The sequence below is a fragment of the Pseudomonas sp. ICMP 10191 genome, from assembly GCF_001467335.1.
GTDB classification, from domain to species: domain Bacteria; phylum Pseudomonadota; class Gammaproteobacteria; order Pseudomonadales; family Pseudomonadaceae; genus Aquipseudomonas; species Aquipseudomonas cerasi.
In genome coordinates this window covers 157,163-182,264 of record NZ_LKGW01000124.1, presented here as the reverse complement: position 1 = coordinate 182,264, position 25,102 = coordinate 157,163, and the positions used below count along the sequence as shown (strand labels likewise).

General features: G+C 59.1%; 21 protein-coding genes and 1 pseudogene. 9 read left to right on the top strand and 13 right to left on the bottom strand.

The window, feature by feature from the left end; genetic code table 11:
* Nucleotides 1-102 precede the first annotated feature (102 nt).
* Complete coding sequence (locus tag AO388_RS19235) at nt 103-2,223, top strand: TonB-dependent siderophore receptor (protein WP_083515843.1); 2,121 nt, start codon at nt 103-105, stop codon at nt 2,221-2,223.
* Nucleotides 2,224-2,281: 58 nt separating this feature from the next.
* On the opposite strand, the gene AO388_RS19230 is transcribed toward AO388_RS19235, so the two are convergent.
* Nucleotides 2,282-2,803 (bottom strand): DUF3237 domain-containing protein, encoded by a 522-nt coding sequence (locus tag AO388_RS19230; RefSeq protein WP_003370392.1) that lies wholly within the window; start codon nt 2,801-2,803, stop codon nt 2,282-2,284.
* A 184-nt stretch (nt 2,804-2,987) separates the two neighbouring features.
* Between AO388_RS19230 and AO388_RS19225 the strand changes: the two genes are divergently transcribed.
* Nucleotides 2,988-3,605, top strand: coding sequence for a TetR/AcrR family transcriptional regulator (locus tag AO388_RS19225; RefSeq protein ID WP_003370390.1), 618 nt, complete (start codon nt 2,988-2,990; stop codon nt 3,603-3,605).
* 93 nt (nt 3,606-3,698) lie between these two features.
* The gene (locus tag AO388_RS19220) at nt 3,699-5,366 is read left to right on the top strand and encodes a methyl-accepting chemotaxis protein (protein WP_425226372.1); all 1,668 of its coding nucleotides are present in this window, start codon (nt 3,699-3,701) and stop codon (nt 5,364-5,366) included.
* 86 nt (nt 5,367-5,452) lie between these two features.
* On the opposite strand, the gene AO388_RS19215 is transcribed toward AO388_RS19220, so the two are convergent.
* The 4 genes and pseudogenes from AO388_RS19215 to AO388_RS19205 all read right to left on the bottom strand — a co-directional run bounded on the left by AO388_RS19215 (nt 5,453) and on the right by AO388_RS19205 (nt 9,037).
* A complete protein-coding gene (locus AO388_RS19215) occupies nt 5,453-6,334 on the bottom strand; it encodes a CAP domain-containing protein (RefSeq protein ID WP_003370372.1) in 882 nt (293 codons plus the stop codon).
* Nucleotides 6,335-6,472: 138 nt separating this feature from the next.
* A complete protein-coding gene (locus AO388_RS30390) occupies nt 6,473-7,336 on the bottom strand; it encodes a methyl-accepting chemotaxis protein (protein WP_411269262.1) in 864 nt (287 codons plus the stop codon).
* A pseudogene (locus AO388_RS30385) lies at nt 7,331-8,113 on the bottom strand (MCP four helix bundle domain-containing protein); the annotation flags it as partial. The pseudogene AO388_RS30385 and the gene AO388_RS30390, both read right to left, overlap by 6 nt.
* A gap of 198 nt (nt 8,114-8,311) precedes the next feature.
* Nucleotides 8,312-9,037 (bottom strand): GNAT family N-acetyltransferase, encoded by a 726-nt coding sequence (locus tag AO388_RS19205; RefSeq protein WP_058416928.1) that lies wholly within the window; start codon nt 9,035-9,037, stop codon nt 8,312-8,314.
* A gap of 574 nt (nt 9,038-9,611) precedes the next feature.
* On the opposite strand from AO388_RS19205, the gene katB reads away from it, so the two are divergent.
* Nucleotides 9,612-11,117 carry a catalase KatB gene (katB, locus tag AO388_RS19200; protein ID WP_003370364.1) on the top strand — a complete coding sequence of 502 codons (1,506 nt, stop codon included), beginning with the start codon at nt 9,612-9,614 and terminating at the stop codon, nt 11,115-11,117.
* Between the two features lie 60 nt (nt 11,118-11,177).
* The gene (locus tag AO388_RS19195; protein ID WP_003370362.1) at nt 11,178-11,753 is read left to right on the top strand and encodes an ankyrin repeat domain-containing protein; all 576 of its coding nucleotides are present in this window, start codon (nt 11,178-11,180) and stop codon (nt 11,751-11,753) included.
* 12 nt (nt 11,754-11,765) lie between these two features.
* Here the strand turns inward: AO388_RS19195 and AO388_RS19190 are convergent, their stop codons facing one another.
* The 3 genes from AO388_RS19190 to AO388_RS19180 all read right to left on the bottom strand — a co-directional run bounded on the left by AO388_RS19190 (nt 11,766) and on the right by AO388_RS19180 (nt 15,289).
* Nucleotides 11,766-13,859 carry a hybrid sensor histidine kinase/response regulator gene (locus tag AO388_RS19190; RefSeq protein WP_032609924.1) on the bottom strand — a complete coding sequence of 698 codons (2,094 nt, stop codon included), beginning with the start codon at nt 13,857-13,859 and terminating at the stop codon, nt 11,766-11,768.
* 213 nt (nt 13,860-14,072) lie between these two features.
* On the bottom strand, nt 14,073-14,297 hold the full coding sequence (locus tag AO388_RS19185) for a DUF6434 domain-containing protein (RefSeq protein ID WP_058416927.1): 225 nt from the start codon (nt 14,295-14,297) through the stop codon (nt 14,073-14,075).
* Nucleotides 14,298-14,404: 107 nt separating this feature from the next.
* Complete coding sequence (locus tag AO388_RS19180; RefSeq protein WP_003436246.1) at nt 14,405-15,289, bottom strand: LysR family transcriptional regulator; 885 nt, start codon at nt 15,287-15,289, stop codon at nt 14,405-14,407.
* Between the two features lie 99 nt (nt 15,290-15,388).
* Between AO388_RS19180 and AO388_RS19175 the strand changes: the two genes are divergently transcribed.
* Together AO388_RS19175 and AO388_RS19170 are read left to right on the top strand one after the other, a co-directional pair.
* Complete coding sequence (locus AO388_RS19175) at nt 15,389-15,868, top strand: multidrug/biocide efflux PACE transporter (protein ID WP_003370354.1); 480 nt, start codon at nt 15,389-15,391, stop codon at nt 15,866-15,868.
* Nucleotides 15,869-15,971: 103 nt separating this feature from the next.
* Nucleotides 15,972-16,805, top strand: coding sequence for a PhzF family phenazine biosynthesis protein (locus tag AO388_RS19170; protein ID WP_058416926.1), 834 nt, complete (start codon nt 15,972-15,974; stop codon nt 16,803-16,805).
* 6 nt (nt 16,806-16,811) lie between these two features.
* On the opposite strand, the gene AO388_RS19165 is transcribed toward AO388_RS19170, so the two are convergent.
* The gene (locus AO388_RS19165) at nt 16,812-17,963 is read right to left on the bottom strand and encodes an MFS transporter (protein ID WP_003370349.1); all 1,152 of its coding nucleotides are present in this window, start codon (nt 17,961-17,963) and stop codon (nt 16,812-16,814) included.
* Nucleotides 17,964-18,187: 224 nt separating this feature from the next.
* Between AO388_RS19165 and rarD the strand changes: the two genes are divergently transcribed.
* Nucleotides 18,188-19,072 carry an EamA family transporter RarD gene (rarD, locus tag AO388_RS19160; RefSeq protein ID WP_044308517.1) on the top strand — a complete coding sequence of 295 codons (885 nt, stop codon included), beginning with the start codon at nt 18,188-18,190 and terminating at the stop codon, nt 19,070-19,072.
* A 3-nt stretch (nt 19,073-19,075) separates the two neighbouring features.
* On the opposite strand, the gene zapE is transcribed toward rarD, so the two are convergent.
* Nucleotides 19,076-20,191, bottom strand: a complete 1,116-nt coding sequence (gene zapE, locus AO388_RS19155; RefSeq protein WP_058416925.1) for a cell division protein ZapE — start codon at nt 20,189-20,191, stop codon at nt 19,076-19,078.
* A gap of 84 nt (nt 20,192-20,275) precedes the next feature.
* On the bottom strand, nt 20,276-21,721 hold the full coding sequence (locus AO388_RS19150; RefSeq protein WP_003370343.1) for a SulP family inorganic anion transporter: 1,446 nt from the start codon (nt 21,719-21,721) through the stop codon (nt 20,276-20,278).
* A gap of 144 nt (nt 21,722-21,865) precedes the next feature.
* On the opposite strand from AO388_RS19150, the gene ampC reads away from it, so the two are divergent.
* Nucleotides 21,866-23,023: a class C beta-lactamase gene (gene ampC, locus AO388_RS19145; protein WP_003370341.1), complete on the top strand. Its 1,158-nt coding sequence runs from the start codon at nt 21,866-21,868 to the stop codon at nt 23,021-23,023.
* Here the strand turns inward: ampC and ada are convergent.
* Together ada and AO388_RS19135 are read right to left on the bottom strand one after the other, a co-directional pair.
* Nucleotides 23,012-24,118 (bottom strand): bifunctional DNA-binding transcriptional regulator/O6-methylguanine-DNA methyltransferase Ada, encoded by a 1,107-nt coding sequence (ada, locus tag AO388_RS19140; RefSeq protein ID WP_003370339.1) that lies wholly within the window; start codon nt 24,116-24,118, stop codon nt 23,012-23,014. The genes ampC and ada overlap by 12 nt on opposite strands.
* Nucleotides 24,119-24,187: 69 nt before the next feature.
* The gene (locus AO388_RS19135; RefSeq protein ID WP_058416924.1) at nt 24,188-24,853 is read right to left on the bottom strand and encodes a DNA-3-methyladenine glycosylase family protein; all 666 of its coding nucleotides are present in this window, start codon (nt 24,851-24,853) and stop codon (nt 24,188-24,190) included.
* Nucleotides 24,854-25,102 lie beyond the last annotated feature (249 nt).

Sequence of the window (25,102 nt, the reverse complement as noted above, 5' to 3'; positions counted from 1 at the left end):
TGCAGGGGGAAAGAAACCGGCAGGCGCCTCAATCATTTATTTACATGAGAATTAATATCAAATTACAATTATTGCTATTAACGTCCTAGCAGAGCATCTCCCTTGAGCACTTCCTTCCAATGCCCTCGCCGTTCCGGCACTTTTCTGCTGTCCGCGCTTTCTCTGGCGATGTTCTCCGGCGGCGCAGTGCATGCAGCCGAAACCGCAACGCTGCCTGCCACGCAGGTGTCGGCAACCGCGACCGAAACACAGGAAGGCTACAGCGCCAAAAGCGCCAGCACCGCGAGCAAGAGCGATGTACCGCTGAAGGAAGAAGCGCAGTCGGTCAACGTGGTGACACCGCAGACCATCGCCGACTACAACGTGCGCTCGCTGGACGATGCCATGAAGTTTGTCAGTGGCGTCAGCCAGGGCAACACGCTTGGCAACACCAAGGACTCGCTGGTCAAGCGCGGCTTTGGCACCAACGATGATGGCTCGGTGCTGCGTGACGGCGTGCGCTCGGTGGTGTCGAAAAATTTCGGCGCTACCACCGAACGCGTTGAAGTGCTCAAAGGCCCGGCCTCGCTGCTGTACGGAGCCATGGAGCCGGGTGGCGTGATCAACGTGATCAGCAAACAGCCGCAATACGTGCAAAGCACCACGCTCAGTGGCTCGGCGTACAGCGAAGGCGGCGGCAGCTTCGGCATCGACACCACCGGCCCGCTGGGCGACTCGGGGCTGGCCTACCGCTTGGTGGCCGAGCGTCAGAGCGAGGACTACTGGCGTAACTACGGCGTTGACCAGCACACGCTGGTCGCGCCGTCGCTGTCCTGGACCGGGGAGCGCGCCAGCCTGACGCTGGCTTACGAATACAACGATTACGTGAGCCCGTTCGATCGTGGCACGGTATTCACGGGCGGTCATCCTGCCAATATCAGCTACGACAAGCGACTGGATGAAAAATGGTCCAATACAGTCGGCATCAGCGAAACCGCAACCGCGCGCTTCGAGTACCAGCTCAGCGATGACTGGAAAACCCGTCTGACCTACGGCTGGAACAACGACCGCTACAGCCTCTCGATTGCCCAGCCGAGTACGCTGTCCAGCAGCGGCGTGCTACGGCGTCAGGCCAATGGCGGCCACTACGATTATGAAACGCGTTATGCCAGCTGGGACTTCATCGGCAAGCAGGAGCTGTTTGGCCAGCAACATGATCTGCTGATCGGTGCCGAGCAGGAAGACTTCGACAAGTACCGCGGCAAGACCTATCGCAACACCGCCCAGAACGGCTTCAACATCTTTTCGCCCAGCTATGGCAGCCTGGCAGAGCCCAGCGTGATCAGCGCAGCGAACAGCAACCTGAGCAATCAACTGACTTCATCGTCCATTTACCTCAAGGACAACTGGCACCTCGATGACCGCTGGATTCTGGTCCTCGGCGGCCGCTATCAGCATTATGACCAGTACATCGCCCAAGGCCTCGGCGCCAGCCGCAACACTAACCTGGACAAAAATGACGATATATTCCTGCCGATGGCGGGCCTGGTATTCAAGGTCAATGAAGACCTGTCGCTGTACGGCAACTACAGCCGCTCCTTCGTCCCCAATGATGACGTTAACGATGACGGCACCACCTTCGACCCGGAAGAAGGTCGCAGCTACGAAGTCGGGGCCAAATATGCACTGGCACCAGAACTCGACTTCAACCTTGCGGTGTTCGATATCGAGAAGAAAAACGTCGTCACCCCTACTGGCGTGACGGGTGTCAGCGAAGCCGCTGGCAAGGTAGGTTCACAAGGCATCGAGCTGGACGTAACCGGTCGAATTGCCGAGCGCTGGGACATGATCGGTACTTACGCTTACACCCACACCGAAGTGCTGGATGATCCAAGCAACAAGGGCAATCGTCTTAGCCAGGCCCCCAAGCATACGGCCAGCCTGTACCTCACCCACCATCTGCAAGTCCCGTCCGGCCTGGGCGAATGGCACGCAGGTGGCGGCGCACGCTATGTGGGCGAACGTGCTGGCGACGATGCCAACACCTTCTATATGAGCAGCTACACAGTGGCGGATGCGTTTCTGCGCTGGGACGTGCCCATGGCCGGTTATAAAACACGCCTGCAGTTGAATGTGGATAACCTGTTCGACAAGCAGTACTACCCGTCCAGCACCGGCAGCCAGTTGCAGGTCAACGTGGGTGAACCGCGCACCGCGCGCCTGAGTGCCAGCGTCACGTTTTAAAAGGTTGTCGCGTAGCAGGCCTGCCCAGGCGTGCTACGCGGACATTCGCAGGGACTGATCAGAACTTCATTCGGTAAAAGCTGATCAGCGCTTCATTGCCATACAGGTATTCGAACCTGCCGATGAATGCGCTCTTCTCCAGCCACTCGTTAGGACCCAGAGAGACCTGAAAGCGCGGTGTACAGGTGCACTGATAATGACCTTCGCTGATTGGCCATACTCCGTTCTGCAGGTCGTGCTGGCCCGCTTCGTCAACGAGTAGAGCGCCCCTGCTTTCAACGTTGATCATTTCACCCAACTGGGTGACCAACGTGAAACGGGTTTCCAGAAAGGCAAGCTCGGATGACAACTCAACCAGCGTATTGCTACCGCCGGAGAGTACCGAGCCGCTGAAGTTTTCGCCGTAAAATTCCCCGCCCACTACATTGCTGTTGCTACGCAGCCCGTCACTGCAAATCCCCATGAGCACAGGAGCGTCGGTCTTCAGAATCACGGTCAGCATTTTTTCCAGCTGAGGAGCGGCTGCCGTATTACTACGAAAAGCACGTTTGACGGATTTGTTGAAGTCGATAATGGTCATAGAACTGTTCACTCCATCTTTGAATGGATTCGGGCAACGAATGGCCGGGGGCAGTCCATCGGCATTTATCTGCGCCTGCTTTTCCAGTAAGCTCCACGGAGTCTGCTGAAATCGTACCGAACGGTTCAGTTCCAGTCTAGAGAATTTTGCACACAATCTGCCCACTGGAGAATTGAGGATATGAATGAAGGTCCGTACTGAAGCTCGCCGCGAAGCCATCATTGATGCCGCAGCAAGTGTCTTCCTCGAAATGGGCTACGAGCGTGCCTCGATGAATGAAGTCACCAAACGAATGGGTGGCTCCAAGGCGACGATCTACAGTTACTTCCCCTCCAAGGAAGAACTGTTCATCGCCGTGGTTAACAGGCTCGCCACCGCTCATCTGGCCGACGCGGTTTCAGAGTTGGCGATCCAGGATGACAAACCGATCAATTTGAGAACACTGTTTACCCGTTTCGGGGAACGCATGCTCATGGTGCTCATCAATGACGACAAGGCACTGGCTGTCTATCGCATGGTAGTGGCCCAGTCAGGGCACTCGGACATCGGCATGATGTTTTACGAGTCCGGTCCCAGCCAGTGTTTGCAAACAGTCAGCTCACTGATGGCTCTGGCGATGCGAAAAGGCCAGTTGCGTGAAACCGATCCGCACATCGCCGCATTGCAGTTGACCTCGCTATTGACTGCCGAAACCGACATTCGTCTTTACCAGCAGGCGCCCATGCCGCTGAGTATCGAAGAAATTCACGCCATGGTCGAACGCGCGGTGGATACCTTCATGTTGGGTATGGAGAAACGTTGAGTCCGCATAACAGAACCAAGCGGTTTCGATAAAAGCCAATATTGCAACCCTTCTGAAACACTTTGTTACTCTTTTACGGCCAAGTTAATCCGAATGAGGGCGATACCTGATTACGCCTTCGGAGAAACACTTATGATCCTGCGAAAACTTAACCTGGCCGCTCGTTCGACGCTCTGTTTCGGCGTGTTCTGCCTGATGATCATTGCCTTGGGCTTGCTCGCCCTGCGTCAGGCCGCCGAGCTCAATACTGCGGAAAAATTCATCGAGACCAATGTGCTTCCGAGCGTGAAACAGATCGCGTCGATTGATCGGGAGTTTGTCAGTATTCGGGGCAACAACGCCCGAGTGCGCAATCCGATTGAACCGCAGGATCGAAAGACCAAGGCGCTCAGCGATATCCAGCAGTCTCGTTCGCTGATCGCCGGCTATTTTGACGCCCTCGGCAAATTGATCGTGACTCCGCAAGGACGCCAGGCATTCGATGAATTGTCCCAGGCACAGGCCGGGTATCAGGTGGCACAGGATCGCTACCTGGCCTCGGTGGCCGCCGGCAATCTGGAAGCTGCAGTGGCAACCTCCAATGGCGAAATGAAAAGCGCGGCCGATCAGGTTGAAGCCGGACTGAAGAAACTCAGGACCGTCAACGACGCCAAAGCCGAGAAAGCCGGTGATACCGCTCAGACTGCCTATCAGCAGACGCTGTGGGTGGTGGGTATTTTCATCGCCGTGGGCGTCATTACCACGCTGCTCCTTGCCTGGATGTACACCCGCAGCCTGACTGGCCCGATTGGCGATTCGTTGAGTATCGCGCAACGCATCGCCACCAATGATCTGAGCAAGGATATTCCGCAGCATGGCACTGATGAGGCGGCGAAACTGATTGCCGCACTTGCCACCATGCAGGCCAACCTGCGCAATGCCCTGACCCTGATCGGCGACTCCTCCACCCAGCTGGCTGCCACTTCCGAGGAAATGCATGCCGTCACGGAGGACGCATCGCGCACCATTCAGCGCCAGACCAACGAGATCGAAATGGCAGCCACGGCCGTTAACGAGATGAGCGCGGCGGTGGAAGAAGTAGCCAGTAATGCCGCATCGGCATCTGAGGTGACCTCGCAATCCAGCACTGCCGCCATGGCCGGACGCGCTCAGGTCGATGAGACCGTCACGGCGATCAACCTGATGGTTTCCAAGGTGCAGATTACGTCCACCGAGGTACAGGGCCTGGCCGTCATGGCGACGGATATCAGCAAGGTGCTGGATGTGATTCGGGCCATCGCCGAACAGACCAACCTGCTGGCACTCAACGCGGCCATCGAAGCAGCCCGCGCAGGTGAAGCCGGACGGGGCTTTGCCGTGGTTGCGGACGAAGTCCGGGCACTTGCGCATCGTACTCAGCAATCGACCCGTGAAATCGAACAGATGGTCGGCTCGATTCAGACCGGTACCGGCAATGCTGTCAGCGCAATGGAGCAGACCAGCGTTCAGGCCCAAAAGACACTGGAGATGGCCAATGGTGCCGGCAAGGCGCTGCTCGAAATCACCGAATCCATCAGCCAGATCAATGAACGTAACCTGATGATTGCCACCGCAGCTGAAGAACAGGCTCAGGTCGCTCGAGAAGTAGACAGAAGCCTGGTCAGCATTCGTGATCTGTCCAGCCAGACGTCCGAGGGTTCCAATCAGACGGCCATCGCCACTGCCGAACTGTCGACCCTGGCTTCAAGCCTGAACCGTCTCACCAGGCAATTCCGCGTTTAAGCCCCTCTGCCGGGAAGCTCGCTTCCCGGCATCTCTCCTTCGAATGGTCTGCCCAGGCTTGCCAGCCACTGGCGCAGCGCTAGACGCTACTGCTGCGTGCCGAACATTGCCGTCCAGTAAATCCCTGCGTCACTTTTGGGGTCCATCGCGTAGGCTGCACCCAGCTCGCGGAAATCCGGATTCATCAGATTGGCGCAGTGGCCCGGGCTCAGCAGCCAGCCATCCACCACCTTGCGCGCACTGTCCTGGCCGGCAGCAATGTTCTCGCCCACCTGCTGCCCCACATACCCGGCCAGTTCAGCGCGGTCGCCAGGCGTGCGGCCGTCACGATCCTTGTGGTCAAAAAAGTTTTGATTGGCCATCGCCTGGGAATGACGTTGCGCAGCGGTCCCCAGAACCAGGTTCCAGGCCAGCGGCGTGGTAGCGGCGAAGGATTGTGGGCCGCACTGACGTGCCTGAGTGCGGGCATTGTTAATCATTTCCAGAATCTTTTGCCCCTCTGTCTGCCAGTCACCAAGACGCGAAGCGACCAGCGAGCGCGCCAGCACGATACGCCAGTCTCGCCCTTCGCGGCTGACACCGATGTCGACGAACTGCGGGTCCAGCACCACGCGGCAGAAACTCTCCAGAACCGCCTTGAGTGCAGCGTCTGCATTGTTCGGACCGGACAGGCTTATCGCCTGCACAGTGACCATTGGGTAGGAAGCGCGCGTCAACGCCTGTTGCAGGTCCAGATTGCCACTGGCCGGCAGCACCAGACGCGCGTCGCTGGTCAGCGGCGGCAGTTCCGTGGACACCTGCTCGCCACAGCGCTGTGCCTGGCTGCGATAGGCATTGAGGGATTCGATAAGTTGCGTTTCGTCGCCAGCCAGCGCAGCACTGGCAAACACACCAGAGCACAACACGGCCAGAAAGGCTAACGACACTCGCGGGAGCGACAGGCGCAGAAAGTAATGAATGACAGGCATGAAAAGTCTCTCTCGGGCTGAGTCCGCCTATGATGCGCGAAATGACCCGGTCGGGCGCAACGCCTTTTTTATGCCTGACCGGAATTTCACAACCGATCGGGCCAGGACGTGCGCCAGACAATACCTCTTGGGAGCGACTTACAGCTTGAAGTTGGCCACCAGTGAATTGAACGAGGTGGCCAGTCGCGACAGTTCCTGACTGGACGCGCTGGTCTGGTTGGCACCTGCAGCGCTCTGGGTCGACAGGTCCTGAATGTTGAGCAGATTGCGGTCCACCTCGCGAGCCACCTGGGCCTGCTCTTCCGAAGCAGAGGCAATGACCAGATTGCGCTCGTTGATGGTTGCAACACCCTGGGTGATTTTCTCCAGCGCCGCGCCCGCACGCTGGGCCAATTCCTGCGTGTTGGTGGCCAGCGACAGGCTCTTGCCCATCGCCGCAACCGCGCCGTCAGCACCCGATTGCACGGTGCTGATCATGCCTTCGATTTCCACTGTCGATGCCTGGGTACGGTGCGCCAGAGCCCGAACCTCGTCAGCCACCACCGCAAAACCACGACCCTGTTCGCCAGCACGTGCAGCTTCAATGGCGGCGTTCAAGGCCAGCAGGTTGGTCTGCTCGGCGATACTGCGAATAACGTCAAGCACCTTGCTGATTTCCCGGACATGCCCGGCCAGCTCGGACACAGCGCCAGTGGATGCGGTGATCTCATGGACCATGGTGGTGATGCCCTTGACCGTGTGATCGACCTGGCCACGGCCATCGACGGCATCGTCTGTAGCAGACTTCGAAGCCTCAGACGTGGATACCGCGTTACGCGCCACTTCTTCCACTGCGGCAGTCATCTGATTGACGGCCGTTGCCGCCTGCTGGATTTCGTCGTTCTGGCGAGTCAGCCCGCGGGTGCTTTCATCGGTGACGGCACTCAGTTCTTCGGCAGCGGAAGCCAGCTGGTCCGAGGCACTGGCAATCTGTTGAATGGTGTTTTTCAGACCGCCCTGCATGTCGGACAGCGCGTTCAACAGTTGTCCGGCCTCATCGCCACTGTTGGAAACAATGGGCTGGGTCAGGTCACCGCCCGCAATGCGCTGAGCACTGGCGACTGCGACAGCCAAAGGACGGGTGATCATGCGGGTAATCAGCACGCCGAGCATGATGGCCACCAGAAAAGCAATCACCACGCCAATCTCCAGCATTAATACCGAACTGGCCTTCAGGTCGGCAGCAGCGGCTGCGCCTTCCTTGATCTGACGATTGTTGGAATCGATCATGATCCGCAGATAGCTGCGCACCTTGGTAAAGCTTTCCGAGGAAAGGCTATTCAACTGGGTCCGGGCAGCCTCGTAATTACCCGCCTTCATCAGGTCGACAACCTGTTGAGAGCCCGAAACGTACGCGGGCAGCATCAGTTCCAACTGGTCACCGGCGGCGCGCTCGTCATCTTCCAGAGGCGTGGCGCGGTAGATCGCAAACACTTTTTGCGCACGGGCCAGGTCATCACTCAACGCCTGACGAACTCGATCCTTGTCCGTTTCGGAAACACCGCCATCCTGCGCATCCAGCAAACGGTAAAGCCCGCGGTTGTGGGCGGTGAAGCTGGTCAGCGCTTCATTGGTGTTGCTGACCGAGACAAGGTTGTTGGAGAAGGTCAGCTCAAGGGCATTGGCCAGGCGTGTCACGCCCACCATACCCAAGGCGCCGACGGCCAGCGTAATCAATGCACAGATGATGAAAGCGGAGAGCAGCTTGGTGGAAAACTTGGACTGACGCAGGACGTTCATGGGGCTTACCTGTTGCTGAATGAGGAGTGATGTCAGTGCCGGAATGAGTTGATCAAACAGCGATGATGTCATAATGACTTCACCTCATTTGGATCGTTCCCGACCTCCTCGCTTTTTGATAGAAAAACTTTGACAAGTCGCAGATCTGCGATTATTGCCTTCTATCGGCACCGCCCCGTTCGCAAATCCTGTTCGTTATCAGTGCAGCCGCACGGTGTTTGATGCGCCGGCTGCCAGGCCATCATTGCCAAGACGTTGCTCGGCGAACGTTCTCGCTTCAAGAGTCATGCGGTCCAGATGGCGATCGCGTTGCTTCTCCGCATCGACCATCGCGCTTTTGCCGTGCTGTTTGAGCAGGTAAGCGTGGATCTGCCGCACTTCGACCGAGTTGTAGATGGGCGCGATATCCATGACCGCAAGCAGACCGTCAGTACCGTGATCACGCGTGTTCATGATGACCTGCGGACCACGCGCGCCCAGCACCTGAAAGCCCATTACCTCGAAATACGCGACTTTGCCGACCACGCAATACAGCTCTGCGTGCGGATAGCGGCTCGTCATTTTCTCCAGCATCGAGCGTGCGATGCCCTGACGGCGGTGGCTGTCGCGCACCGCCATGTAGGCTACGGCGCAGGCCTGCGGATCGTCCTGCACAGGCAGATAGAGCAAAAACCCCACTACAGTTTCGGGGTCTTCATCGTCCAGCGCGACGATCAGCTCCACGGTCAGCTGCTGCGAATCGTCCATGGCATTCAGGTACAAATGCACCTCATACCCCACGCCGTACTGGTAAAGGTTGTACAGCGGGTTGCTCGGCGCGATCGCCACCAGACTGATGTCCGTCACGTAGTCGACGACCATCTGCTGGATCTGGCTACGGATGAATTCCGGCGGCGGGGTTTTCAGCAGCATGATCGTCGACATGGGACAAGGGGCTCCATTAATAGGTGTGTTTGTAAGGGATGTGGCCACATGATAGCGCGTCGAGGCATTCAGGACCGATATTGTCATATTGCCAGCATGCTGCAGCGCGCCAACTTAGTTGCAACTTATACGATGATTTTAAAAAAAGAATATCAAATAGCCATCCACCCGAAAGACCACCGCAAGTATCGGTACGATCGTACCAGCACACACCACAGTCGCCAGTCTGTCACCAAATAACAAAGTTGATAATGATTCACATCTACCCGAGTAAGGGGATACAAGGAAGTTTAATGACTGTTGACATTCAATAAAAATCCAATTTTTTCAAAGGGATGCATAACTAGCAAAAATTGGAAATATAACTTGATTTACAGCGACCGAACGTGCAATCAACGCATCAGGCCAGCTCAGTACAAACATCCGTTACCGGGTCCACCTTTTGTTCGAGTATTTATCTCAATCACCCCAATATATTTTTATAATCACCGCATTTCCCTCACGCGCCTAAGATTATCCGGCCTACTAAAAATATGAGGGATTCAAAATGCCGTTATTAAACTGGTCCAGACACATGGTGTGCCTGACTGCAGCCGGTCTGATTACTGTTCCGACCGTTTATGCAGCCGACACCCTGACCCGCGACAATGGCGCCGTCGTCGGCGACAATCAGAACTCTCAGACCGCAGGCGCCCAGGGCCCTGTCCTGCTGCAAGACGTTCAGTTGCTGCAAAAGCTGCAGCGCTTTGATCGCGAACGCATCCCCGAGCGCGTCGTGCATGCCCGCGGCACCGGCGTCAAAGGCGAGTTTACGGCCTCTGCCGACATCAGTGATCTGAGTAAGGCGACCGTTTTCAAATCCGGTGAGAAGACGCCGGTATTTGTACGCTTCTCCTCCGTGGTTCACGGCAATCACTCGCCTGAAACCCTGCGCGACCCGCACGGCTTCGCCACCAAGTTCTACACGGCTGACGGTAACTGGGACCTGGTTGGCAACAACTTCCCGACGTTTTTCATTCGTGATGCCATCAAGTTCCCGGACATGGTCCACGCGTTCAAACCTGATCCGCGTACCAACCTGGACAACGACTCGCGTCGCTTCGACTTCTTCTCCCACGTACCGGAAGCCACCCGTACGCTGACCCTGTTGTATTCGAACGAGGGCACCCCAGCAGGCTATCGCTTCATGGATGGCAACGGTGTACACGCCTACAAACTGGTCAATGCCAAGGGCGAAGTGCACTACGTCAAGTTCCACTGGAAATCCCTGCAGGGCATCAAGAACCTTGATCCCAAGGAAGTCGCTCAAGTCCAGTCCAAGGACTACAGCCACCTGACCAACGACCTGGTTGGTGCGATCAAAAAGGGGGACTTCCCGAAATGGGATTTGTACGTTCAGGTCCTGAAGCCTGAAGAGCTGGCGAAATTCGACTTCGATCCATTGGACGCCACCAAGATCTGGCCGGACGTTCCCGAGAAGAAGATCGGGCAGATGGTCTTGAACAAGAACGTCGATAACTTTTTCCAGGAAACCGAGCAGGTCGCCATGGCCCCGGCCAACCTGGTTCCAGGTATCGAACCTTCCGAGGACCGCCTGTTGCAAGGCCGTGTGTTCTCCTACGCTGACACCCAGATGTATCGCCTTGGCGCGAATGGTCTGAGCCTGCCTGTCAACCAGCCCAAGGTTGCGGTCAACAACGGTAATCAGGACGGTGCGCTGAACACTGGCCACACCACCAGCGGCGTCAACTATGAGCCGAGCCGTCTGGAACCTCGTCCAGCGGATGACAAGGCGCGCTACAGCGAACTGCCGCTCAGTGGCACTACCCAGCAGGCGAAGATCACGCGTGAGCAGAACTTCAAGCAGGCGGGTGATCTGTATCGCTCCTACAGCGCGAAAGAGAAGACTGACCTGGTGCAGAGCTTCGGCGAGTCGCTGGCCGACACCGATACTGAAAGCAAGAACATCATGCTGTCGTACCTGTACAAGGCAGATCCGGACTACGGCACTCGGGTAGCCGAAGTCGCCAAAGGCGATCTGAGCAAGGTCAAGTCCCTGGCTGCAAGCCTCAAGGACTGATGATCTGATACCCCGTCCCGGTGCTCAGTCGCCGGGACGGTTCCCGTCAGGAGAACGCCCATGAAGCATCTGATCTATGGCTTGCTGCTGTTCGCCGCAGCCGCGAACGCCACACCACCGACATCAACAACGACCCCCACTCCACCGCCCCCGGAGCTGACTGCCGAACAGACGGCCAGCCAGCTGCGCACGCTGTTTTTCGACGCCTCCCGTGAAGGCAACAACCCGATGCTGGACACGTTTATCGAGGCTCATTACGACCTTAACATCCGCGATGAACAAGGCTATACCGGTTTGATTCTCGCGGCCTATCACGGCCATGAAGACTCGGTGATACGCCTGATAGATGCCGGAGCAGACCCTTGCGCCAAGGACAATCGCGGCAATACGGCGCTGATGGGTGCGATTTTCAAAGGTGAACTGAGCATCGCCAAGCGTCTGGTTCAGGCAGATTGCGGTGCGAACCTCACCAACAATGCCGGGCAGACCGCAGCCATGTACGCCGCCCTGTTCAAACGCACCGAAGTGCTCAAGGAGCTGACCGACAAGGGCGCAGACCTGAGCATTCGTGACAGCATGGGCAATGACGTGGAAGGCTTGTCCAAGGGTGAATTCCAGGCGCCGCCCACCCGCTGACGGCTGCTGGAATCAGTCTTCGCGCTCAATCATTTCGTAGATGCGGCTGGCAAACGCTTCCATGGTGAAGGGTTTGGTGAGCACCCACATCCCCGGATCCAGATGGCCGTTGCCAATGATGGCGTTCTCAGCGTACCCGGTGATGAACAGCACCTTGAGGTCGGGTCGAATGATGCGCGCGGCATCGGCCAATTGCCGGCCATTCATACCCCCCGGCAACCCGACATCAGTCACCAGCAGGTCGATACGCGCATCGGACTCCAGCACCTTGAGCGCAGATGCGCCTTCGCCCGCCTCGATCGGAATGTAGCCCTGATCCTCCAGCACTTCAGCCACCAGCATGCGGATGGTCGGCTCATCGTCGACAATCATCACGGTGCGCTCGGTCTGCACAGGCGCCGATCCAGCAGCATCTGCAGCCTCGATCTCTTCCGGTGCCCCAACGTAATGACGCGGCAGGTAGAGACACATGTTCGTGCCCTGATCAGGCTCGGAATAGATACGCACCTGCCCGCCGGACTGGCGCACGAAACCGTACACCATCGATAAGCCCAGCCCCGTACCCTGCCCCAGTGGCTTGGTGGTAAAGAAAGGGTCGAAGGCCCGATTGATGACCTCGGGCGACATGCCTGTACCGGTGTCGCTGACACACAGCGACAGGTATTGCCCGGGGATCAGATCGCGGCTTTGTGAGCCGCGCTCGTCAATCCAGCGGTTGGCTGTCTCGATGGTAATTCGCCCGCCGCGCGGCATGGCGTCCCTGGCGTTGATGCACAGGTTCAACAAGGCATTTTCCAGCTGCGGTGCATCGATGAACGTTGACCACAACCCGACCGAGGTCACCACCTCCACAGTGATATGCGGTCCGACCGTACGACGAATCAGCTCTTCCATGCCGATGACCAATCGGTTGACGTCGACCGGCTTGGGGTCAAGGGTCTGCCGGCGCGAAAACGCCAGTAATCGGTGAGTCAGTGACGCCGCACGTTTGGAGGCATCCTGCGCAGCCCCTATGTAGCGGTCCAGTTCATTGAAACGGCCCTGGCTGACCCGTGTCTTGAGCAGTTCCAGCGAACCCGTGATGCCGGTCAACAGGTTGTTGAAGTCATGGGCGATACCGCCCGTCAACTGGCCTACGGCTTCCATCTTCTGGGACTGGCGCAAGGCTTCTTCAGCCTGGCTCAGGCGCTCCTGCTCGCGAAGCCGTTCGCTGACATCGTAGGCAAACAGGTAGGCCCCAATGGCCTGCCCCTGAGCATTGCGCAGCGTGCTGTAACGTATTTCAAAATGACTGGCCGGATCGTTCGAGTCACTGAAGCTGACACTTTCGGCGAACTCTTCGCCCGCCAACGCACGCGTCCAGCGCCGTTCAAGATCAGCCTTGCTCTGCGGCCGGTCGTCGAGCAGGTCGAGCATATTGTCACCCACCTGCGGCCGAACACCGAACAGACGCTCGAATTCGCGCAGGGCAGCGCCATTGATGGCCATCCAGCGAAAATTGCAGTCGACGACATGAATGAACGCATTGGTGCCGTTGACGACGTCGGCCAGCACATTACGCTCGGCCACCGCTTCGATAATGCGTGCTTCCAGAGTTTCGTTCAGTTGCTTGAGCGCCAGTTCAGCGCGTTTGCGTTCAGTGATGTCTTGAAACAACACCGCGACCTGCTTGCGGCTGGCCGGCTCGATGCGAAACGCGGTCAAGGCCAGATAGCGCCCTGTGGCCACCAGTTCGCGCTCGAAACGGATCGGCTTGCCGGTCCGCAACACGTCGCCGTAAAACTCCAGCCAGCCATCAGCCTCCTCGGGAACCATCTCGCGCAGCTTCTTGCCCACCACGTTGGAAATGCCGGCGTGGTACTCGTAGGCCGGGTTGGCTTCGACGTGAATGTAATCGCTCAGCGGACCGTGTGGACCGTCAAAGAACTCAATGATGCAAAAGCCTTCATCCATGGCGTTGAACAGAAAACGATAGCGCTCCTGGGATTGGGCCAGGGCGTATTCGGCCTCCCGACCGGTGACGCTCAGGCTCTCTTTAAGCGAGGCATTTTCCTGCTCCAGAGCCGCCAATCGGCTCTGGAGATGTTGTAAATCTGTCGGGGTCAAAGCGGCGGCACCTGAGGTATTGGTTGCGCCGCTTTCCCGTCATGCGGGGCGGCACGAGCACGCTACGAGAAAAACCGCTCGCATGCAAAAATAATGGCGTTTTGAGCTCAGAAATTCTGGTTTTTTTGACCCAGTCAGCGCGATAGGTACTTTTGTGAACAACATTCACGAGTACAGGGGCCACGCCGTACCGATCCCGATTGACCCGTGATATCAGTTCGACGCCGAAGCTGCGGCATGCAGGCGCAACCATTGATCCGCGACTTGCCCCATGTTCTTGGGCTCGCCATTGTTGATCCATGCCATGAATGGCCGATCGAACCTGAACGACGCCCCGCACTGCCCGGTCATGAAACGCCTCACGTTCTGCGTGTTCCGATAAGTGTCACCCACTGGCGTATCACGCGTGATGAGGTCGGAGTGCCAATCGAAAGCCATGCCTGATTCCTTCTGCCGTCGGGTTGCAGGCACTCTTTATAGCGGGATTCTGTTGCAGTCGCGAGGTTGGAAGGGCTTGTGGCGTACAGGAATTCGTTAAACCCGTCTCACTCTCCCGCGAACGGCACCAGCGACTCCAGCAGCCACGCGCCCGCAGGCCCCAGGCTGCGCTGGAATGACCAGATGACGTCCACCGCCGAGCGCCGCGGCCAACCGGAGACGTGCAGTTCTTTGAGCAGTCCGCCCGAATAACGCGACACCAGCCAGCGCGGCAATGCCGACCAGCCAAAGCCGAACGCAGCCATGTCCATCAACAGCAGGTAATTGGGTGCCGACCAGTGCCGATGGCCGCTGGTGGGCAAGTCGTCGGTGGGGATGCTGTGCTCGATCAGCGTATTGAGGCGCAAGGCGCGATAGCGGGACAACTGTTGGTAATCGACCCGTTCCAGCGCGGCAAGCGGATGTTTGTGCGACACGAACAGACCGAAATCGGCACTTTCATCGATGGTCGCGTGACCGATTTCCGGTGGGTAGCTGGCTTGCGCCGACAGCAGCCCCAGCGAGGCCCTCCCCGACTGCACCAGGCTGATGGCGTCGCCATGCTCGGCGAACACGCATTCCATCTCCAGCTCTGGAAAGCGTTGATCGAGTTCGGTCATCAGCCGCTCGAAATCAGCAAACTGGTTGGCATCCGACAGCACCAGCGTGAGCCGCGGCTCGACGCCTGCTGCAAGCCGCGCGGCAGCACGACGCAGCCGGTCCGAGGCGCACAGCAGATCATCGACGCGGCCAAGCATCACCCTACCCGCTTCGGTCAGGACTGGTTGCCTGGAAGAACGGTCGAACAGCTCCAGCCCCAGATCGATTTCCAGGCGGGCGATCGCCTCACTGATGGTCGATTGACTCTTGCCCAGACGGCGTGCGGCGGCGCTGAAAGAACCCAGCGCGGCAATCTGGGCGAAGGCTTCCAGGGCTTCTGGTGAATAACTCATGGCGCTCTCATATCGGTTTAACCGATGGTACTGATTTTCAGCTTAACGCAAACACCGATGATAATACTGCCATCCATCAGCACCAAGGACAGCGTAGTCATGAGTAACAACCAACCGCACACCGACCGGCAACCCGGCGTCGCCAGCAAAACCCTGCGTGAGCGGGCGCTGCATGCCGCGCTGTTCGAGATCGGCGGTGTGATTCTGGTCGCACCACTGCTGGCCTGGCTGATGGACCAATCGCTGGCGATGATGGGGGCCATGACGGTGATGATCTCGACCATCGCCATGTTGTGGAACATGACCTACAACGCGCTGTTCGACCGTCTGCGCAACCGCTGCGGATTTACCATGAACCTGACGGTCCGCATCCTGCACGCAACGGGGTTCGAAGCCGGACTGATTCTGGCCGTGGTGCCGCTGGCCGCATGGTGGCTGACAATCAGCCTGATGGAAGCGTTCTGGCTGGACATCGGTCTGCTGCTGATGTTTCTGCCCTATACCCTGCTGTTCAACTGGGCCTACGACACATTGCGTGAACGCCTGATGCAGCGACGCCTGGCGAGGTGTGAGGTGTGACGCATCAGGCAGATGGATGCCGTACATCAAATGTTCTCACTGGATAATCAAATCCTCGCCATTGCACACTGTCCCCTACTGACCCAGGCAAGGACACCCTTCGATGACAACTGAAGTAATCAAACTGGCGGCGTTCAGCGATGGAGATCGCGGTGGCAACCCGGCAGGCGTATGGATCGGCGATGCGTTACCCGATGATGCCGTCATGCAACAGATTGCCGCCGACATCGGTTTTTCCGAAACGGCGTTCGCTGCGCCTGTCGAAGCCGGCTGGCGGGTGCGGTATTTCTCGCCGCTGGCAGAAGTACCGTTTTGCGGGCACGCCACCATCGCCCTGGGCGCAGCGCTGGCGGCACAGCAAGGCGATGGCGTGTATCAGCTGACACTCAATCAGGCGCAGATTACTGTCGAAGGCCATGCGCAGGGCTCGCTGACGTCGGCGGCGCTGCAATCGCCGCCCACGTTCAGCACGCCGATCAGCGCGCTGTTGCTGGAAGAAGCCCTGGCGCTATTCGGCTATAACCATGCCGATCTGGATGAGCGCATCAGCCCCGCGCATATCAATGGCGGTGCCGGGCACCTGCTGCTGGCGCTGAACAGCCGGGCCAGGCTCAAGGCCATGCGCTATGACCAACAAGCGGGGCACGACCTGATGGTCCGTGAAGGCTGGGCGACGATTTTGCTGGCGTGGGCCGAGACCGATCAGTTGTTCCACACCCGCAACCCGTTTGCGTTCGGTGGCGTTTATGAGGACCCGGCCACCGGAGCGGCCACGGCGGCACTGGGCGGCTATCTGCGCGATATCGACTGGCCGCATGGCGGTTTGATAGACATTATTCAGGGCGAGGACATGGGCAGCCCATCGCGCCTGCGCGCCGAAATTCCGCAGCAACGGGGAAGCTCGATCCGGGTGTCGGGGATGGCGCGCAGGTTGTAGCGGGGATCAGGTCCTGAGTTTGCTGCCGCCGATCGCCACGCCCAGAAGCATCACGGCAACGACCATGAACGCCAGTTCAAGGCTGCTGACATGGGCGATGAAACCGATTGCCGCAGGACCGATCAGAATCCCGGCATAACCGACTGTGGTAATCGCCGGGATGGCCACGCTTTCGGGCATGGTCTTCTGCCGACCGACCGCGCTGTAGCACACCGGCACGATGTTCGAGCAACCCGCGCCTACCAATGCATACCCCAGCAGCGCCGCCTGCCAGACCGGGATCAATGTCGCGACGGCCAGACCCGCTGCGGCACACAGTCCGCCAAGGATGATCACCCGATTGGAGCCCACCCGTTTTACCACCGCATCGCCAAACAACCGCCCCAGGGTCATGGTCGCGGCGAATACCGCATAGCCCAGCCCGGCATACGCCGCTTCGACACCACGCAACGAGGTCAGGAATACCGCGCTCCAGTCGAGCATCGCGCCTTCGGCCAGAAATACGGTGAAGCACAGCAGGCCGATGAACAGCACCACGCCACGCGGGATGGCAAAGGCTGGCCCATCGGCCGGACTGCCGTAAGGCAACAGATTCGGCGCCGCTTTGGCCAGCGCAACCAACGTCAGAAATACCACTATCAGCATCGCCGTGAACGGCGAGATGCCCAGACTGAGCAAGCCGGCGACACCCGCGGCACCGACAATCCCGCCGAGGCTGAACAGGCCGTGGAAACCCGACATCATGGTCTTGCCGCTGGCGCGCTCGACGATCACCGCCTGCACGTTGGCCGTGCAATCCACCCCGCCCATGCTCGCGCCAAACAGAAACAGCGTGGCGATCAATAGCGGCAGACTGGAAATCGTCGCCAGCAGCGGCAGACACAGGCAGATCAGCAGCGTCGAACAGACCAGCAGGCGCCGACAGCCTAACCGTGCCGCCAGTGCTCCCGCCAACGGCATCGAAATGATCGAGCCCACCCCCAGACACAGCAACAAGAGCCCGAGCGTGCCCTCATCGAGGCCCATCCGCTGTTTGACGTAAGGCACCAGCGGCGCCCACGAGGCGACACTGAAACCGGCAATGAAAAACGCGATACGCGTCGAAGACTGCTCCGCCCGAGCCTTGGCATCCTGGGCTGCGGTGCTGAAAGAGGTCATGCATGCTCCTTGTAATTTGCCGAGTACGGTCACACCGGCCAGCGCGACAGCCTAACAAAGCTGATCGATTAGCCAAAACCTCTGATGCACTTGCATGAGGCTCGTTCCATCGTCGTGCAAGGGCCGTCCGATTTGCAGCTTTTTGCACCTCAGGCCAGTAGACTGACGACCACGCGCACCAGACAGGTGCGCAATCTGTCGAATCAGCTGTCGCGGAGGCCGTTGTGTACAAAGGTGTGGTGCTGTCGGTCCTGGCGTCAACGCTGTTTGGGGTTATGTATTTTTATACGTCACTGATGACCCCGCTCGACGGTGAAGAGATCTTCGGCTGGCGCATGCTGCTCACCGTGCCATGCGCAACGCTGTTCATGCTGGTCAGCGGTGACTGGCGGCGAGTCCGCGAAGTGGCTGTCCGGCTCAGGCAGCAACCGCTGCTGATCTTCGCGCTGCTGCTGTCTTCGGTGCTGCTCGGTGCGCAGTTGCTGATCTTCATGTGGGCACCGTTGCACGGGCGCAGTCTGGAGGTATCGCTGGGCTATTTCCTGCTGCCGCTGAGCATGATTCTCACTGGCCGCGTGGTATACGGCGAGCACCTCTCCTACCTGCAGAAAGTCGCTGCGGTGTTTGCCATGATCGGCGTGGCGCATGAGCTGTGGAGGCTGGGCAGTTTCTCCTGGGAAACCCTGCTGGTCGCGGGCGGCTATCCCCTTTACTTCGTGCTGCGTCGCAAGCTCAAGACCGATCACCTCGGCGGGCTCTGGTTCGACATGCTGCTGATGCTGCCCATCGGACTGTGGTTCATCGCCAACGGTCATCCTCAGGCCATTCAGCAGGCACCGCTGTTGTACCTGCTGATTCCGCTGCTCGGGGTGATCAGTGCCTCGGCGCTGGTCAGCTACATCCTTGCCAGCCGCCTGCTGCCGTTCAGCCTGTTCGGGCTGCTCAGTTATGTCGAGCCGGTGCTGCTGGTCGGCGTCGCCCTGCTGCTCGGCGAGAGCATCGGTCGCGAGGAATGGCTGACGTACCTGCCGATCTGGATGGCCGTCGTGGTACTGATGATCGAAGGCGCCAAGCATATGCTGGCCCAGCGACGCCGGGATGCGAGCTGAGCGTCAAGACTCGGTGAAACGCTCCAACTGCATTTCCTGAAGTCGACTGAGGGTGCGCCGGAAGGCAAACGACAGATAGCCCTCGGTGTACAGCTCGTCCATCGGCACCGGCGCTTCGACATACAGCGGAATGCGCCGGTCATAGCACTCGTCGACCAGCGCGATGAAGCGTCGCACGCCATCATCGTTGGGCGACAACTGCGGCAGCTCGCGATCCCCTGCGCTCACCTGCTCGACGCCATCCTCGGTGCCGCGGGCGATTTTCGCTTCGCGCTGTGCTGCCCCCAGCAGCGGCACCTCGCTGAGCAGAATCACCGAAAAGCGATCGCACAGGGCGATGAAATCCATGGCCGCCAGCGGCTGTTCGCAAAGGTCGCGGTAACGGCACCACACGGCGGTGTCGGAATGCTGAACCACGTTGATGCTGCGATAACCGAGCATGACCTGCGAGTCGTGAACCCGCTGATCCGCGCTCAACGCTTCGAAGATGCCCTGCAGGGCGCTGGGTCGACCGGCTTCGGCAATCCAGTAGCGCTGATGCAGTTGCCCGGGGTGCAGTCGGTGATCCTCGCCGCCGTCGACCGCCACGACATCCATGTACTTGAGAATGGCCGCAACCGCTGGCAGGAAGCGCTCGCGATTATGGCCGTGACTGTATAACTGCTCCGGTGGCTGGTTGGACGTGCAGACCAGCACCACGCCCTCCTCGAACATGACCTGCAGCAGCCCGCCCAGGATCACTGCGTCGCCAATATCGGTGACGAACAGCTCATCGAAACACATCACCCGCACGTCACGCGCCAGCTCCCTGGCAACCACGGTCAGCGGCTGGGAGGTGCCCATCAACTCGAACATGCGTTTATGCACCCAACGCATGAAGTGATGAAAATGCTGACGCCGGGCCGGTACGCTCAGGCTTTCGAAAAAGCGGTCCATCAGCCAGGTTTTGCCACGCCCGACCGGCCCCCACAAATAAACGCCCCGGGCCCGACCTCGAGCGTCGGCCAGCCCCTCGTAACACACCTGCAATTGCCGGGCGGCCTGCAACTGCGCCTGATCGGGTTGAAAACCACGCTGGACGGCACGTTCGTAGGCTTGCAGAGGAGAGACAGCATCCATCAGGCACACACCCTTCGCTATCGGAGAAAAGACATCCAGCCTATACGAGGCTGCGCCGCGCAACTCAACTCAACTCAACTCAACTCAGGCATGCTGCACGCCGGCACGCTTGAGCAGTCGCTTGCAGCGCTCGGACAGGTGGACCACACGCAGATGCTTGCCCGCCTTGGCGTAGCGTTCGCGCAGGGTTTTGAGCGCAGCGATGGCCGAGTAATCGACAAAGCTCAGGTGGCGGCAATCCAGTGTCACCTGCGCCGGGTCTTCGGCCGGGTTGAACTGGTCGAGAAACGGTGTGGTCGAGGCGAAGAACAGCGTGCCATGCAGGTGGTAGACCTTGCTGCCGTCGGCTTCGACATGGCTGTCGGCGTACAGCTCACGAGCCTGCTGCCAGGCGAAGTTGATCGCCGCGATAATGATCCCGAACAGCACTGCAGTGGCCAGATCGGTCAGCACCGTGACCACCGTCACGGCAATGATCGCCAGCACATCGTTGACCGGCACCTTGCGCAGCACACGCAGCGAGGCCCAGGCGAAAGTCTGTTGAGCGACCACGAACATCACCCCGACCAACGCCGCCAATGGAATGCGCTCGATCAGCGGTGAGAGGAACAGCACGAACATCAGGATCATCAAACCTGCAACCACGCCCGACAGACGACCACGGCCGCCAGAACTCAGGTTGATGACGGTCTGGCCGATCATCGCGCAGCCGCCCATGCCGCCGAAGGCACCGGAGACCACGTTGGCAGCGCCCAGCGCTACGCACTCACGATCCGGATAGCCACGGGTTTCGGTGATCTCGTCGGTCAGGTTCAGGGTCAGCAGGGTTTCCAGCAGACCGACCAGCGCCATCAGAATGGCGTAAGGCGCAATGATGCGCAGCGTCTCCAGATTCCAGGGGATGTCCGGCATGGCGAATACCGGCAAGCCACCAGCAATGTGCGCCATGTCGCCCAGGGTGCGGGTCGGCAGGCCGAGCAGGTAGACCGCCAGCCCGACGCTGAGGATCGCCACCAGCGCTGGCGGCGCAATGCGGGTCAGGCGTGGCAACAGATAGACAATCGCCATGGTCAGCGCCACCAGCCCGAGCATCACGTACAGCGGCGTACCGCTGAGCCATGACTCACCCACCTTGAAGTGCTCCAGTTGCGCCATCGCGATGACGATTGCCAGGCCGTTGACGAAGCCCAGCATCACCGGATACGGCACCAGTCGCACCAGTTTGCCGAGCCGCAGCAAGCCGAACAGGATCATGATCAGGCCACCCAGCAATACGGTCGCCAGTAAATACTGCACACCCTGCTGAACCACCAGCGCGACGATCACCACCGCCATGGAACCGGCCGCGCCGGACACCATGCCCGGACGCCCGCCGAACAGCGCAGTCAGGGTGCAGATGATGAACGCGCCGTAGAGCCCCATCAGCGGATTGAGATGAGCCACCAGCGCAAAGGCGATGCACTCGGGCACCAATGCAAAAGATGTGGTGAGGCCTGCCAGGACTTCGGCACGTATACGGATCGTTTTCATGGGTTACCTGAGCGGCGCTCCGTGGAAGAAGCGCAAAAAAGTGGGCATATTACGCAAACCTTTGACGACCGACCACCACGGAGGGGCTCCCAGGAAGGCTCTCTGATGATCGGCCCATGCCCCAAAACAACAAGGAATAACCCAATGCAATGGAATGGAACGCTGCTCTGCACAGGACTTCTGCTGGCCAGTGCGGTGGCTGTTGCAGACGACGACACCGTGGCTGTCGACGCATTCGTGCAGGCAGAAGCCAGCAAAGTGATGCAGGAAAATCATATCGCGGGCCTGTCGATCGCCGTCACTCACCAGGGCAAACAGCAGTTCTACGCCTACGGCGTCGCGTCAAAAGCCACTGGCCAGCCAGTCACCCGCGATACGCTGTTTGAACTTGGCTCGATCAGCAAGACCTTCACCGCCACCCTCGCTACCTGGGCACAGGCCAATGGGCAGCTGTCACTGACGCAAAGCATCGACAGCTATATTCCGCAGTTGCAGGCTACGCGACTGGGCAAGGTGCCGGTTTTCCATCTGGGCACTCACACGGCTGGCGGCTTCCCGCTTCAGGTGCCGGATAAAGTGCACAACACCCGTCAGTTAATGGAATATTTCAAGGCGTGGCAGCCCGAATATCTATCCGGCACCCATCGCACCTACGCCAACCCCAGTGTGGGCCTGCTTGGCATGGTTGCGGCGCGCAGCATGAAGCTGCCGTATGAAACAGCCCTGCAGCAGCGGCTGTTTCCGGCGCTGGGTCTGAGTAATACCTATATCAACGTGCCCGATGAAAAACAGGCGCTGTATGCGCAGGGCTACAACAAGCTCGACGAGCCGGTCAGGGTCAATCCAGGTCCGCTGGCGGCGCAAGCCTATGGCGTGAAATCGAGTGCCCGGGACGTACTCCGTTTTATCGAAGCGAACATCAGCCTCGGTCAAAACGACGCCGCACTGCAAAAAGCCCTGCGCGATACAAGGACCGGCTATTTCAAGGTCGGCGGCATGACTCAGGACCTGATCTGGGAACAGTATCCGCTGCCGGTGCGTCTGGAGACGCTGCTTGAGGGCAATGCCAGCGCCATGCTGAACACGGTCAAAGCCGAAATGATCGAGCCGCCGCAGGCAGCGCAATCTTCGGTCTGGGTCAACAAAACCGGATCAACCAACGGTTTCGGTGGCTATGTGGCGTTCATTCCGGAGCAGCAGCTGGGGATTGCCATCCTCGCCAACAAAAACTACCCGAACGAGGAGCGGGTGAAACTGGCCTATCGGATTCTGCAGAAAATGGGCTGCTGCTCAACTCCCTGAAAACAGCCCTGCCTGCTCGGCCGCTTCGAGTTCAAGCAGCTTGCGCTTGCGCTCGACGCCCCAGCGATAGCCCGACAACGATCCATCACTGCGCACCACCCGGTGACAGGGAATGGCCACCGCAAGCTTGTTCGCACCGCAGGCGTTGGCAACCGCACGGACTGCACTGGGCAGTCCTATCTGCGCCGCGATCTGCGTGTAGGTGGCCGTCGATCCAGCGGGAATGTCCCTGAGCGCCTGCCAGACCCGCTCCTGAAACACCGTGCCGCGGATATCCAGTGGCAGCGCCAGGCCGGTCGCGGGTGATTCGACAAAACCCACGACCTCGGCAACCAGTTGTTCGAACGCTGCGTCTGCACCGATCAGGTTGGCGTTGGGAAACTGGTCCTGGAAAGCTTCGATCAGCGCATGCGGGTCATCACCGAGCGAAATCGCACAGATGCCCTTGCTGCTGGTGGCCACCAGAATCGAACCCAGCGAACTTTCACCCAGGGCGAACCTGATATCGACATTGGCGCCGCCCGCGCGGTATTCAGAAGGTTTCATGCCGAGCATGTTCTGCGAAGCCTCATAGAAACGACTGTTGGAGTTGTAGCCCGCCTCGTACAACGCACGGGTAATGCTTACGTCCTCTGAGAGCTGAGTTTTCACCCGCGAGCGTAACGAGGCGACGCTGTAGGCCCTGGGCGTAAGCCCGGTCAGCCTTTTGAAAATACGGTGGAAATGAAAACCGCTCATCCCGACCTGCTCGGCGAGCTCGGTCAGATTGGGCATCGATTCGGCGGCATCGATCAGTCTGCAGGCCTGGGCAACGACTTCTGCGTATCTGAGTTGCAGCGCATTCGGGTCGCCGGCATTGCGCAGGGACGGGCGAAACCCGGCAGCCTCGGCGTCGCGCGCACTGTCAAAAAACACCACGTTCTCCGGACGCGGAAGGCGTGTCGGGCTGCAAGGGTTGCAATAGATGCCGGTGGTCAGCACGCCATAAACGAAGTCAGCGCCAGCGTGTGAACGCCGATTGACCAGAATGTCCCAGCGCGGGTCGTCTTCAGTGCGCGGGGCGCGTGCCGGTTGGGTGCGTTCTGTGCTGTCCATGGTCGAGCCTGCCTTGAGTTTCGATAAGCCTGCGCCTGTCAGGGCCACCGGGCACTCCGACTCTTGCTTTCAAATTCGAGATGAGCCGTTTTCGCTGAAATCGGCCGGCACTCGCCACAGATACCAGGCAGCAATGGTTCGGTAAGGCGCGAAGCGCTCGGCAAGCCGGGCCATTTGCCGGTGCGACGGTTTGAGTTCCAGAGCATACAGTCGCCGGTAGCCTTCGCACACGCCGAAGTCGCTGACGGGCATCACATCCAGCTGACCGAGCCCGTAAATGAGCATCATCTCCACGGTCCAGCGCCCCACACCAGGCAGTTGGATCAGGCGTTCGACCAGCGCTTCGTTGCCCATGGCCAGCGCCGCACTGACCTCAGGCACCAGACCGTCCACTCGCGCAGCGGCAATCGCCTTGATCGCCCGGCATTTGGACGCCGAGAACCCACAGGAGCGCAGTGCCTGATCATCCAGCTCGACCAGTGCCTGCGCCCCTGGGAAGCTGTCATCCACAAAAAGCGCACGCAACCTCATGACCATCGCATCGCCTGCCCTGGCATGCAATTGCTGGTAGGCGACGGCCTTGACCAGCGCCTGAAACGGGTCCTGCGCTGCACTGACCGGGTGCAGACAGGGGCCGACCTGGTCAATCAGCGACTGCCATTGCGGGTCTATGGACCTGAGCGCAGCGACCGCCTCGGCATGCCTGCGGTCAGCGCTGTCTGATTCTGATGACATGATGATTTCCGGAATAAAGCGGTCAGAGGGGCAACCACGGTTTACAGAGGTGTTGAAAATGATCGCTGATTTCCGAAGACCACGGAACGTTCAGAAAATCGTGATCGATTAGCTGAACCTGACCTGAACGACTTTTCAAAAACGCAATCCCGATAAAAAACAACTACACGCATTCAAGAATGAGTATCATTATGTTACGCAGTGTTTCCGGCCTACGACATGCCGAGACACCTTCACCCTACAGCTTTG